We start from the raw sequence: 12,455 nt of genomic DNA on the forward strand, positions 1-12,455 counted from the left end.
CTCGCCTCGGTCATCGCGCCCGTCTGCCCTTGCGGGTACGGGGATGGTCCGCTCACTCAGCCCGGCGGCCCCGGTTTCACCCAGAGACCACCACGCGCCACGCTGCTCCCGGGAAATCTCCGGCCTTCCCGGTAGCCGCTACGACCTGCCCTGCTCGCTCCCAGCGCGACCTAGCGCACCGACCAGCTCAACCGCTGTCACCTCCCACATCACCTGTGGGGTCGTCACCAGCGGGACACAGCAGATCTTCAGTTTTCAAACAGCAGGTCCTCCCCGACAAGCGCGGTAACCCCTGGTCAGAGGGGCTCTCGTCCTCACGAGACCCGCCGGGCGCTCTGCGGTCGTGCAACTCGAAGCAGCCCAAAGAAGGGCCCTCTCGTCGCTTCCGCCTCACGGCTGATGCGATACCTGTATTACAGGTCCTACATCGGGTGTCCGTCAAGCGGGGCGTCGGAACTTCTTGGGTTCGCGCCGGGGATTTCCTGGCGCACCATCAGCATCGCTGCTGGTCAGGGGCGTTGGTTACCCCATACGTGGACACCTTGAAGTCATCTGGATACCTTCAAGAGGTCCCAAGACGTCCCCGGGGGTTGAGATGTCCAACGAACGCCTCCGGTCGGCTCTGCTGGCGCAGGGCATGACCGTGCAGGACCTGGCTGACGCGATCGAGGTCAACCCGAAGACCATCGAGCGCTGGATCACCCAGGGCAAGGTTCCATACCGAAGGCACCAGTACGCCGCGGCGTCCGAGCTCGGCGTCGACGTGACGACGCTGTGGAACGACTCGCGTGCCGTCGATACGGCGGCCGACTTGAGCAAGGCGGAGATCGTCACGATCTATCCGCACCGCCACATGGTGCCCAACACCCTGTGGCGCGAGTTCTACGAACGAGCCGAATCGCACATCGACGTTCTCGTCTACTCCGGACTTTGGCTGTCGGAAGACCCTCTCTTTCACGACCTCCTGAGGAGGAAGGTGGGGGCGACCCAGGTACGAATCCTGCTCGGTGACCCTGACTGCGCTGCGGTGCATCAGCGCGGGATAGACGAAGGCCACCGCATCATGGACGGCAAGATTCGCAACGCCCTGGTGAATTACCGGCCGCTCTTCACGAGCCACCCGGGCATCGGCTTCCGTCTGCACGACGGAACCCTCTACAACTCGCTCTTTCGCTCCGATGACGAGCTACTCGTGAACACCCACGTGTATGGAATCGGGGCGTACATGGCGCCTGTCCTGCACCTGCGGCGACTGCCCGGCGGTGGGCTCTTCGACACCTACGCGAATAGCATCGAACAGGCGTGGGGCGGCGCACGCCCGGTCACTGATCACGACATCACAGGAGCTTGAGCATGGGACGCATCGACTATCTGCACGACCCCGACGCCCCGCCGGCCAACTCGGTCGTGCCCTCTGTCGTCGCCTTCGTGCAGAACGACGTCGGAGACGTCCTGCTCATCCAACGCTCGGACAACGGACGCTGGGCGTTGCCCGGAGGCGGCCACGACGTGGGCGAGTCCATCAGCGACACGGTTGTGCGCGAGGTCTGGGAAGAGACCGGGATCAAAGCTGAGGTCGTCGACATGTCGGGGATCTACACCGACCCCGGCCACGTGATGCTGTACGACGACGGCGAAGCCCGGCAGCAGTTCAGCATCTGCTTCCGGGCCCGCCCGGTCGGTGGTGCGGTCCGTACGAGCGACGAAACCACGCAGGTCCGCTGGGTCTCCCCGGCGGACCTCACAGAATTCGACATTCACCCCACCATGCGGCTCAGGATCGAGCACGCGATGGACCGGACACGCACCGCGCCCTACATCGGCTGACGCTTCGCGGCGGAAAGCTTCTCTACGACGCGTGCTGTGCTGGCAAGGATCTCGGGCTCGGCACGCCTGATGAACTTCCCGATCAAGCTGTCCGGACCGTAGCGGCCTGCGATCTCGTTCACGCGGTCCACAGGGTTTGTCGGGGTGCCGTCCGGCGTGGTGTTCATGTCGCAGTAGCAGAGAGCGTCCGCAAGGTGAGGTTCCTCCCGAGGAAACTCGCTCTCCAGCTCGTCACGCATGCCGCGCGCCTCTGCCTCCATCCACGCACAGGAATGGTGCGCGACAAGGCGCACCAGGCGTTCGTCGGCGTGGGCGACGTCTCGGAGATATCGCGCCCCGTCCAGCGGGTGGAAGCCGGTCTTGGCGAGGTCGGGCGAGTAGCCGATGTCGTGCAGAACTGCGGCCGCCTCCGTGAGGTCTGCGTCCGAGCCCAGGATCGAGGCGATCGTGCGGGCCCGCTCCGCCACCCCCTGTGAGTGGGCCCAACGGCGGGGCAGGGTCTCCGAGAGCAGCGATTCGGCGAGGGGGTAGGCCCAGTCGGTCAACGTCGTGGAACTCAAGGTTTCACACTCTCCTCTCCCGGCAGGGCCAGCACCGTACGCTGCTTTCCCTGCTTTCCTTCCGATACCAGTCCGGCAGCTTGCAGCTTGTCGAGTGCCTTGCTCACCGTCGGCCGCGAGACGTTGAAGCGCGCGGACAAGGCCGACGTGCTGGGGAAGGTCGCCCCCACGGAGAGCTTGTCATCCGTGATCACGTCGGCGAGACGTTCGGCCAGTGGCCGGCGGTCAATGGACTCCCCACGCCGCACCACCCGCCAGCGCCCACCAGGCACCGGTTCTGCGGCCCCCTCCTTCTGGAGAGCGCCGAAGACCCGGAGCGCGACGCCGCGGGACACACCGTGGTCGCGCATCAGTTCCGCAGCCGACGGCAGCTCGGTCATCTCTTCGTCGGCTTCAATCTGAGCTCTGACAACATCAGCGATCTTCAGGAAGGTCCCGCGGGGGCTGGCCTGCTGCGACACGCGTCTTCCCTCTCTCCGTCGTAGTTGTCTCAAGCCTGCCATGCTCTCCTTTCCGCAAGTACTGCCTGGTTCCCGCGCCAGCGCGGCCCGCAGAGCGCGAAAACCGGGCTTTGCAGGCCGCGTGTGGGCCAGGCTCCCCCACCCCACTCGTTGTCCTGATCTTTGTCCAGTGCGCTGACGGCCGCCCCAGTTCACCGTCGTACGCGCACCCCATCTGACCTGCCGCGCGGACCCCTGTGAACGCCCCTGTACGGCCGCGCGGACAGTTGGAAAGCGTGTTGGGGGCAACCCCTCACGAGTTCGAATCTCGTATCCTCCGCCATTGCTCTCACCGGGCAATACGTCGAAGGCCCCCGCAGCTTGCTGCGGGGGCCTTCGACGTTCGTGGTTGCAGTTCTGGTTGCAGTTGTCGCCAACGGGCTGCTGGCACCTACCGGCCGTTCAGCGCCTCGCGGCACACGCCGCAGAACATAGCCGTGTCGCGCCCGTACCGGCGCATCAGCTGGCCACACTCGGCACACGGCCCCAGCTCCCATGGCGGGCAGCCCAGAGCCGCAGAGGCGGCAGCCCGCTCGACGGGCAAGATCAGCGTGGACCTGCCAGACCGTTGCGCCGGCATGCGCGGCAGGGTGAATCCGCCGGTCGGCTGGCCAAGGTCTCGGATGGGCCGTGCGTCGCTGACGAACCAGCCCTCCTCACCCGCGCGGCAGTTTCTGTCGATCTCCTGCCCGGCGAAGGTGATCTCGTCGCCCTCCTCCTGCCCCGGTACCTCGGGGAGAGGAGTCTTCTCGCCGACCATCTCCCGCCAGCGCTCGCAGTCGGCCGCCGAAACCCACATGTGCCGTCCTGCCCGACCGCTTCCCCGATTGGGCACGTAGACCGGCACGCTTTCCCCTGTCGCACTCGACAACACGAGGTCTTCGAGGTGCACGGCCTTCTTCTCCGGCAGGCACAGGGCGGGCAGGAACCAGTCCGAGTGAACCTCGCCACAGTGACCGGCGCCATCGGTCAGCAGACAGTGACGGTCGCTGCTGGCCACACATCTCCAGACCTGAAGGTGGCGGTAGCCACCGCGGATCACCATCTCCTTCCCGCCAGCGATATCCCTCCAGGGCATGTCGTCCACGCGCGCCCAGGGCGCCCGGTCGATCAAGGAAGCTGTGCGGTCCTTCGCGACCCACAACGGTGTGATGTCCTGCTGCACAGCGTTGACCGAGCGACGATGCACACTGCTCGGACTGAGATGGTGATACTGGACCTCCCACCCGATCCGTATACCTCCAGGACCGGTGACGAGGGCGTCTGAGACGCTCCGGCGGTTTGCCGTGGGCACCTCGGCATCGGCCTCCAGGCCGTAGCGCGAAGCGGTCACGACGATCCGCTCCTTCGTGGCCTTGTGCTGCTCACTCTCCGCCGGTGTGGCTTTGTGCGTGACCGGCAGGTGCGATGCGACGAGCGGCCGTCGGCCCCCAACGCGCCCTCGGCGGACGAACATCCACGGGGACTTGCCGCCCGACTCCGATAGACAGTCCCGCCCGTCATGGTGCGCAAGGCATTCGAGCAACTGCGGGTCGCGGTCAGCAACCCTCGCGGTGATCTGCCGCAACAGATCAGGACGCCCCGGGTGACCGAGGTCAGGCAGGGACAGATTGATCTCTATGCCATATCCGGTGTGCCACACCCCATTTGCCATTCCTCCACCATAGGAACGGTGGTGAGTCTCCAACAGAGTGCGTCGTGAATGGTGGCGGCTCGCTCGCACTTCCGCCGGAGGCGTCCGGCCTCGATCGGCTGATGTCGATCAACCCGCCCTCATCTGTCGGCGCCCCTGAGTACAGTCCTGGAAGGGAACTTGGGGAGGGGCCGCGTGTCTTTCGAAAGTGATCAGTACACACACATCATGGAGCAGCTCAAAGAGGCTGAGCTGGGGGATCTGGCCAGTCAGCTGGATCAAGAAGTCCGGCAGGGTCGGGCAGTCTCGGAGGAGAAGCTCAAGCAGGAGCAGGCGAGCCAGTATGCGGCACGTGCCAGTCGGCTGGCGGAGAGGAAACTGCCACGCCTTGAGGAGTCCGACATCGCGGTGATCCCGTACACGGACGACGAGAACATCGAACTCATCCGTGGGGCCCTACTGACGCTCGCCGAGACCATGTACGCGTCGCGTAAGGCCGCGCTTGACGTAGCTGTGGCTCACGGGATGGACCTGACCATCGAGTTCGGTGACCCGGAGCTGGAAACGCCCTCCTCAATCGAACTGGATGAGGAAACGAGGCGGGCGCATGCCACGCTCGAACTGGTGCGGGAGTTGTTGTCTGAGGGAATCGACGCGCGCGCGGAGGTCAACCGATGAGCAGGGGAAGCCTGATCCAGGCCATCGAGAAGGCGATCGGTGTCCTGCAACCCATGTACCGCAATAGCGCAGATGAGTCCGACCTCTACGAGGCAGCGATTCTGACGCTCTGCCTCGATGCCGCGAGAGCGGCCGGCGGGACCACAATGCTCACGCAGGACGGCACGACTCCAGCCGCTGCGCTGCGCTTTCGCAGGTCTCCGGGAAACCTCTGGTCGGGCACCTTCACCTACATCCTGGTCAGCTTCCCCGGCATCCGGAAACAACTGGAGATCCACCTCGGCGTGTACGTCGTCGCCGCCAAATCTAAGGTCGCACACGAATGCGACGTCGCCATCATCGACTACAAGGAAGCCGAGCGCAGCCGGCAGGCCAGGGTGCACCCACGGACCGTCAAGCTCGTTGCGGCGATCGAAGCGAAGCACTACAGCTCCTCACCTCCCCTCGGCATCGGCAGGGGGTTCCTCGGGCTGGCCCAGGAAATGGGTGCGAAGAAGTGCTCGCTCGTTTTTCCGTCGGAAAGTTCCACCAATCTTGGGGCCCTGATCGCTGGGCGCCCGAGCGAGTCGTACCCCGAACTACTGCCGGGCACCGATGCCGCTAAGCGGCTGCGCTCGCAGCTCGACCAGGCCATCCGAAACTGGAAGAATAAGCGCTGATCCAGTGCGATCCGCCCATCACAGAGGGCGCCAACCAGTTTTGGTTGGCGCCCTCTCATGCTGATGTCATGGGCCGATAGCCGAGCAGCGGCTTACCAGCCGTCGGCGTCGCCGTACTTTCCCGGGTTCTGTGCGCGGTCCACAGCCTGTGCACACGCCTCGGCGAACGCGACCTTTACAGCCTCCTTGTCGATGCCGCGAGCCTGGGCCACAACGTCCTGCCCGATGCCGCGTGCGGTACGCCAGGCCGCCGGTCGGTCGGTGTAGGCATCAGTCTCGAAGTCCCAGGCCGGCACCGACCACTCTGCGGGGAGACCAGTCGCCTGCGGCTCGCCGCTGAGGAGGAATGCCGCTCGGGCGTGGAAGACCACGGTCCGCTCGGGCATCCCGTCGCGGATGGAACGCATACCGCCGGGGGCCTCGTGCTCCCAGCGCCAACGGTCCCATTCTTCGACCTCGGCGGTGTGATCCGGCCAGTCCTCGCTCCACTGCGCGACGACCTCGTTGGCATGATCACGGTGGAGAAAGGGCACCCGCCGCTCGCCGAGGCGAGCGACATGAACCATCAGCTCGGCCGGGACAGGGCTCTGGCTCGCCTCTGGCATCCGGCCGCCAGAGAGCTGAGGCAAGTCCGTGCCCCAAAGGAGACCGCCGATCTTGTCGGCAGTGTCCTTGAGGACACGGCTAGTCAGATGCTGGTAGCGGCGGCGCATCCGAGCGGACTTGCCTGGTTCCCAGCCCATGATTCCGTCCACCACCGCGTCAGAGACGCCGAGGATCAGCAGGACGGTCGCTGCGGTGTGGCGGGCGTCGTGGAGGCGGCCGTCACGAACTCCCGCCGCCTTCAGCAGGTCCTTCCACTTATGGAAGTCCGTGTTCGGGTTCAGAGGCTCACCGGTCGGCGAGGTGAAGACGTACCCCTTCTCCGTCCACAGATCGCGTGCACCCTTCCGCTCCCGGTCCTGCTCCTCCTTGTGCTGGCGGAGTAGCTCCATCAGCTCACCCGGGACGCCGATGGGCCTCTGACCGGCGCGGGACTTCACGCTCTTGGTCTCACGCCGAGTGTTGATCTTCTGGGGGCAGAAGCCCGGCTTACGCCCGCAGCGGTCGCCACATCCGTGCTGGTAACGGGGCCGCAGCCGGCCTCGGCGTACGCGGATCACGTCAAGTTCGAAGTCGACGTCGCTCCACTGCATGCCGAGGACTTCGCCCTGCCGCAAGCCGAGCGCCAGGGCGATGACCCAGCGTGCGGTGTTGCGATGCTTGTGCGCTTCGGCGAGCAGGCGCTGGACCTCCTCGACCGAGTACGGCTCGACCTCTTCCTCTTCGACACGAGGGCCTTTGGCGATAGTGGCTGGGTTGACCGTGAGGTGGGCCCGACGCACCGCCTCGTTGAGGGCGGTGCGGACGGTCCGGTGACTCTGGTGGGCGGTGCCGGCGGCGCTTCCGTTGTCCTGCATCTTCTTGTAGAAGCGCTCCAAGTGCTCGGGCGCCAGCTTCTCCAAGCGGTGGGCGCCGAGGCCGGGTATGAGGTGGTGGTAGACCGCGACGCGGTAGCCGTCGATGGTGTTCTCGGAGACGTTCGGCGCGGCAATGTTCTCGACCCAGTGGACGAGCCAGGTCTCCAACGTCCAGTTCTGGCCGGCCTTGCGGACAGCCCCCTTGTCCCGTTGACGCTCCAGTTCGCGGACGGCTTTGGTGACGTCAGGGCGGGTCTTGCGGCTGATGTGACGCCGGTCGGGTGTGCCGTCATCCTTGGAGCCGACGGTGACGTATCCGTGCCAACGGCCGTCCTTGCCATGGAAGATCGACGAGGCGCCGTTGGGCTGCCGACCCTTCGCCGACGCGCCCCGCGTCATGCTGCGGTCCCGAAGTCGCTGACCGTAAGGCGCCGGGCCAGGAAGTCGTTCACCGCCTCCGCTGGAATGCGGCGCAAGCTGCCGATCTTGACCGAGGCGATCTCGCCGGAGGTGACGTACTCGTACAGCTTCGTGCGGCCGATACCGATACGCCGCGCGGCTTCAGCAACGGTGAGGGCGACGAGGGTGGCGTCACCTTCGGCCGGGCGTCGTTCGGTAAGCAGATTCCGCAGGTCGTCCTCGGGGACGTCCAGCAGGTCGGCTATCAGGGCAAGCGGAAGTTCGCTTCGGTGCAAGGGAGGGTCCTCTCCTGGCAGGCCATGGGACGGCGAATCCCGATAGGCCGGCAAGTCGTTCAGGGATGGGCGTGAAGAGAAGGAGCCATCGACGGCAAGCCCGCACTGTTCGTAGCAGCGAGGGACCGGGTCAACTCTGTTCGGGTGGCGTGTCCATGCGCTCGCCGAGGTAGCTGCGGAGCTGCGTCGGGGCTCCGCGGTGGCGATGGAATTCGCCATTCGAGGCGATGGTCAGCTCGTGGGTCAGTAGAGCCTTGACCATGTCGTCCTGGTTGGGGTTGGCGTCCGTGTAGGCCGCGAGTTCGTCCTGGATTCGGCGCATTTCCTTGCCGAGATCCCGCCATTCCCTCCATCTCGCGACGTACTCGCCGACGAGACGTCGGACCAGCGGGTTGGCGAGCTGGCCGGGCGGGCTGGTCAGCTCATCGAAGGTCAGATCGAAGACCTTGCAGAAGCCGAGCGCCTCATCGAGGTTGACCCGGCGACGGGGCTTCCCGCTCTCGATGCGCCAGATCGCAGACTGATTGACCGGGTGGCCGGCATCTGCCATCCGCTCGGCGAGCGTGACCGTGCTCCATCCGCGCGCTTCGCGTTCGAGCTTGATGCGCTCCGCGACGTGTTCCTCGGCCGGCGGCCGGTCCGGCCCCGCGCGGGAGGCGCCTTCGTCACTGCTCATCACTGCACCTCCTTGCTGGGGCCCGACGGACAGCCGGGGCGATGGTGAAAACTAAACACCATTCCGGAGCGGAATGCAACCGTTGCGCTTCCAAAAAACTCAGGTACTGTAGACGTCCGCCCTCGAACGGGGGTGAACGCAAAAAGCCCCCGACGCTACGAACGTCGGGGGCCAAGCACGAACTCTCGTAACCGCCCATCCCTGAACGATCGACCCGCGTGGCCTGGGATTCGCCGTCCCGTACGGCCCGCAAGTTGAGGAGCTCAATGTCCAGTATGGACGAACCCCGGCCGACCGCGCCACACCTCGCGGGAACCGGCCGCCAGCCCACGGCGGGCGACCTCACCGCGGTTCCGCCACACGACGTCGACGCCGAGGCCGCCGTGCTGGGGGCCTGCATGCACAAGGGTGCGGTGATCGACGAAGTGCGCCTGCTGCTCGACGCGGCCGATTTCTACCGCCCCGCGCACGAGACGGTCTGGCGTGCCATCCTCGCCCTGCACAGCGAGGACAAGCCGACCGACCCCATCGTCCTGTCGCACCACCTGCGCGCCCAGGACGATCTGGAGCGGGTCGGGGGTGTGGTGTACGTCCACCAGCTCGCCGACGCCGTGCCCTCCGCCAGCAGCGCCGCCTACTACGCGGGCATCGTGCGCACGATGGCCGACCTCAGGCGTCTGCGCGCCTCCGGCATCCGGACCGCTCAGCAGGCGATGGAGCCGGGCGCCGATCCGGATGCCATTCGCAGCGAGGTAGAGGCAGAGGTCCAGGCGGAGCGCGAGCGGGCGCTCGCCTCGGGACAGGGCCGACTCTCCCGGTTCATCACCGACGGATGGCGCTTCGTCACCGAGACCGGCACCGACACCGAACCTCTCTGGGGAACGCGCGAGCAGACGGCCTGGTCGTCCGGCGAGAGCCTGATGATCGTCGGCGCGCCTGGCGTCGGGAAGACCACACTGGCCCACCAGGTGATCCTCGCCCGTCTGGGCCTGTCGGACAGCGTCCTGGACATGCCGGTCGCACCGAGCCGCCGGGTGCTGTACCTGGCACTGGACCGGTACAAGCAGATCGCCCGCGCCATGGCCCGCAGCATCGGACCCGAGCACGAGCAGCGCTTGCGCAACGGGCTCGCCGTCTGGCAAGGGCCCCTGCCCGCCGCCCTGGACAAGGAGCCCGACCTCCTCGCCGACCTCGCCGCTGCCCACCAGGCCGACACCATCGTGATCGACAGCCTCAAGGACGCGGTGAGCACCCTGGTCGACGACGCGCTTGGCGTCGCCTACAACAACGCCCGCCAGCGAGCCATCCGCAACGGCGTCGAAATCATGGAACTCCACCACCAGCGCAAGGCCACCGAAGGCGCCCCACGCGCCCAGAAGCCCACCCTGGACCGCGTCTACGGCTCCACCTGGATCACCTCCGGTGCGGGCAGTGTCCTCTTCGTCTCCGGGGAGGCGGGCGACCTCGCCGTCACCGTGCACCACCTCAAAACCCCCACCGGCGAGATCGGCCCCCTCCAGGTCATCCACGATCACGAACGCGGCACCTCAACGCTCGATCCCGCCCTCGACCCGGTCGCCATTCTGCGACAGCGTCCCGACGGCCTGACCGTGCGCGAACTCGCCATGATCCAGAGCGGCCAGAACAACCCCGAGCGCTCTGCCACCGAGAAGGCCAGGCGAACCCTGGACCGGCTCGTCAAGGCCGGACTCGCGGACAAGGCCGAAGGAGCAGCAGGCGGCACTGGGGGCGGCCAGCAGGCCCGCTACCGCGCCTCAGTCCGCCATATCGGCGCCGTCTCCTGACACAGCGCCGGACGCGGGAGCCGTACACGAGGGCGTACACGCACCCCTCCCCCGCGCACCGGCCCACGCCTCAACGCAGGCGTACACGCCAAGCACAAAACCCCAGGTCAGACGATCACGCGATCGTTCACGCCGTACACGCACGCCAGCGTTCACGCGTGAGCCCCCCTTTAGAAGGGGGCTCGCGTGTACGCCCCCTGCGTGAACGCCGTGATCGCCTCCGCAGAACCATCCCGGAGAACCCGCATGACCACACCCGCCACCCCTCATGACACCACCCAGCAAGCCCACGCGACGCCCCACGCCGAGCGCGTCCAAGACGTGAAGCCACAATCAACGGCCCAGCACGCCGCCGAGCGGTACGCCCTCGCCGCAGCCGGAACCGTCATCATCGCCCTCACCGCCGGCGGCTTCTGGCTCTCCTACGCACACCTCGCCCAAGTCGCCGGACAGCATGGACTGGGAACCTCCCCAGTCCGGCAATGGGCCTGGCCCGCCACCCTGGACGCCTTCATCGTCGCGGGCGAACTGCTCATGCTCCGCGCCGGCCTCCGCCGGGTGACCGACTGGTGGGCGGTCATCCTGACCGCTACTGGGTCGGTCGGATCCATTGCGCTCAACGTGGCCGGTGTCAGCGGCACGGACAACGCGAGCGTCGTGCCCTTGCTCGACTACGTGATCGCGGCGGTTCCCCCGACCGCAGCCCTGCTGGCCTTCGGCGTGCTGATGCGGCAGATCCACCAACTGGTCGACCGGCCCCTCGACCGCCCGGCACTCACTTCCGCCGAGGCGCCGGAACCGCAGGCCACGCCATCCGAACGCATCGCCAATCCACAGGCAACCGATTCCAGCCGAATGCCGCCGCCCCGGATTTCGGAGGGCCAGCCGCGTGGTGGGCGTCCGGTCAGCGCGACGGTCGAGGAATTGGTTGAGATCGGGCGGATCGCTGCGGCCGAGAAGCGCAAGCTCACACGGGGCATCGTGCAACAGGCCATACGTGACAAGGGACATACGGTCGGCGGCCAGAGGCTGACCGAAGTCATGGAAGTCCTCCGGTCGGAACCCGGCGTCGGACGGAAAGTCGGCTGATCGCCCGCCATCCGGTGGCCGGAACTCCTCCGGCCACCGGTCAAGCGGTCCCCGCCCCTCCGCCCGATCACTCATCCACACCCCCGCAGCCGTAGCCGTGGCCTCCGCACGCCACCACCCCGCCCACACCTTCCGGAGAACTATTCGTGACCCACGACCCGAACCACACCGAAGACGCCATCGATGGGCCGCCGACACTGACAAAGTCGCCTACGCTGACTGAACGTTTGCGGCGGGCGTTCGGACGGACGGCTCCTGGCGGAGCCAGTAGTACCCCGAGTCCGACTCATGGCCGGTCTTCGGGGGTCTCCGCCCCAAGGGTGGCGGAGACGGCCCAGCGCCAGGGGGCGCCGGACCAGGAAGCCAGTGCCGGTGACCGCTCTGACCCGGACGCGATCCACGCCTCCCAGCAAGCGATCCTCCGCCCGATACACGCCGATGCCCCCGCCGCCGGCGACCCCGCCCTGCGGAGCGTCCAGCCGACGATCCGCCGGTTCACCGGCACCAAGCGAACGGTCCGCGTCGGTCCCTTGCGGTTCACCGGCGCCGAGCACGTCCACCTCCAGGCGATCGCCGCCGAGCACGGCTACAAGGGTGAATCCGGCTTCGCTGCCGACATCGTCCTGGCCTTCATCGACGGCCGCTTCACCGCGAACCTTCCCCTGTCCGAGGATCGACGCCGCACGCATATGTTCCGCGCCCAGGTCTTGCGCGCCCTCAATCGCACCGGCGTCAACGTCAACCAGATCGCCCGCGCGCTCAACAGCGACTTCACGCCGCCCGATATCCGTCAGCGCCTCGACGAACTCCACCACCTGCTCGCCCTGATCGCGGATGCCCTGCGGCGGCCCACTGACTCGACGGAGGTCTGAC

At 66.8% G+C, this 12,455-nt stretch carries 13 protein-coding genes; 7 read left to right on the top strand and 6 right to left on the bottom strand.

Going from position 1 to position 12,455, the window contains the following annotated elements; genetic code table 11:
• Nucleotides 1–595 precede the first annotated feature (595 nt).
• Both ACH4EW_RS05015 and ACH4EW_RS05020 read left to right on the top strand, forming a co-directional pair.
• Nucleotides 596–1,351 carry a helix-turn-helix domain-containing protein gene (locus tag ACH4EW_RS05015; protein ID WP_398251528.1) on the top strand — a complete coding sequence of 252 codons (756 nt, stop codon included), beginning with the start codon at nucleotides 596–598 and terminating at the stop codon, nucleotides 1,349–1,351.
• 2 nt (nucleotides 1,352–1,353) lie between these two features.
• Nucleotides 1,354–1,827: an NUDIX domain-containing protein gene (locus ACH4EW_RS05020; RefSeq protein WP_398251531.1), complete on the top strand. Its 474-nt coding sequence runs from the start codon at nucleotides 1,354–1,356 to the stop codon at nucleotides 1,825–1,827.
• Here the strand turns inward: ACH4EW_RS05020 and ACH4EW_RS05025 are convergent.
• The 3 genes from ACH4EW_RS05025 to ACH4EW_RS05035 all read right to left on the bottom strand — a co-directional run bounded on the left by ACH4EW_RS05025 (nucleotide 1,815) and on the right by ACH4EW_RS05035 (nucleotide 4,454).
• Nucleotides 1,815–2,387, bottom strand: a complete 573-nt coding sequence (locus ACH4EW_RS05025; RefSeq protein ID WP_398251534.1) for an HD domain-containing protein — start codon at nucleotides 2,385–2,387, stop codon at nucleotides 1,815–1,817. The genes ACH4EW_RS05020 and ACH4EW_RS05025 overlap by 13 nt on opposite strands.
• Entirely contained in the window at nucleotides 2,384–2,848 is a 465-nt protein-coding gene (locus tag ACH4EW_RS05030; protein ID WP_398251537.1) for a GntR family transcriptional regulator, read from the bottom strand. The genes ACH4EW_RS05025 and ACH4EW_RS05030 overlap by 4 nt, the downstream gene beginning before the upstream one ends.
• Before the next feature lie 430 nt (nucleotides 2,849–3,278).
• A complete protein-coding gene (locus ACH4EW_RS05035) occupies nucleotides 3,279–4,454 on the bottom strand; it encodes a hypothetical protein (RefSeq protein ID WP_398251540.1) in 1,176 nt (391 codons plus the stop codon).
• Nucleotides 4,455–4,748: 294 nt separating this feature from the next.
• Between ACH4EW_RS05035 and ACH4EW_RS05040 the strand changes: the two genes are divergently transcribed.
• On the top strand, nucleotides 4,749–5,198 hold the full coding sequence (locus ACH4EW_RS05040) for a hypothetical protein (RefSeq protein ID WP_398251542.1): 450 nt from the start codon (nucleotides 4,749–4,751) through the stop codon (nucleotides 5,196–5,198).
• A complete protein-coding gene (locus ACH4EW_RS05045) occupies nucleotides 5,195–5,857 on the top strand; it encodes a hypothetical protein (protein ID WP_398251545.1) in 663 nt (220 codons plus the stop codon). Before ACH4EW_RS05040 ends, ACH4EW_RS05045 begins: the two co-directional genes overlap by 4 nt.
• 92 nt (nucleotides 5,858–5,949) lie before the next feature.
• Here the strand turns inward: ACH4EW_RS05045 and ACH4EW_RS05050 are convergent, their stop codons facing one another.
• From ACH4EW_RS05050 to ACH4EW_RS05060, 3 genes are all read right to left on the bottom strand, one after another.
• The gene (locus ACH4EW_RS05050; protein ID WP_398251547.1) at nucleotides 5,950–7,716 is read right to left on the bottom strand and encodes a tyrosine-type recombinase/integrase; all 1,767 of its coding nucleotides are present in this window, start codon (nucleotides 7,714–7,716) and stop codon (nucleotides 5,950–5,952) included.
• Nucleotides 7,713–8,012, bottom strand: a complete 300-nt coding sequence (locus tag ACH4EW_RS05055; protein WP_398251550.1) for a helix-turn-helix domain-containing protein — start codon at nucleotides 8,010–8,012, stop codon at nucleotides 7,713–7,715. The genes ACH4EW_RS05050 and ACH4EW_RS05055 overlap by 4 nt, the downstream gene beginning before the upstream one ends.
• 130 nt (nucleotides 8,013–8,142) lie before the next feature.
• The gene (locus ACH4EW_RS05060; RefSeq protein ID WP_398251552.1) at nucleotides 8,143–8,688 is read right to left on the bottom strand and encodes a helix-turn-helix transcriptional regulator; all 546 of its coding nucleotides are present in this window, start codon (nucleotides 8,686–8,688) and stop codon (nucleotides 8,143–8,145) included.
• A 275-nt stretch (nucleotides 8,689–8,963) separates the two neighbouring features.
• Here ACH4EW_RS05060 and ACH4EW_RS05065 point away from each other — a divergent pair, with 275 nt between their 5' ends.
• From ACH4EW_RS05065 to mobC, 3 genes are all read left to right on the top strand, one after another.
• The gene (locus ACH4EW_RS05065; protein ID WP_398253261.1) at nucleotides 8,964–10,493 is read left to right on the top strand and encodes a DnaB-like helicase N-terminal domain-containing protein; all 1,530 of its coding nucleotides are present in this window, start codon (nucleotides 8,964–8,966) and stop codon (nucleotides 10,491–10,493) included.
• Nucleotides 10,494–10,739: 246 nt separating this feature from the next.
• The gene (locus ACH4EW_RS05070) at nucleotides 10,740–11,582 is read left to right on the top strand and encodes a DUF2637 domain-containing protein (protein WP_398251555.1); all 843 of its coding nucleotides are present in this window, start codon (nucleotides 10,740–10,742) and stop codon (nucleotides 11,580–11,582) included.
• Nucleotides 11,583–11,902: 320 nt separating this feature from the next.
• A complete protein-coding gene (mobC, locus tag ACH4EW_RS05075; RefSeq protein ID WP_398251558.1) occupies nucleotides 11,903–12,454 on the top strand; it encodes a plasmid mobilization relaxosome protein MobC in 552 nt (183 codons plus the stop codon).
• The last annotated feature ends 1 nt before the right edge of the window (nucleotide 12,455 follow it).

Source organism: Streptomyces sp. NPDC018000 (assembly GCF_044328025.1).
Lineage (GTDB): Bacteria > Actinomycetota > Actinomycetes > Streptomycetales > Streptomycetaceae > Streptomyces.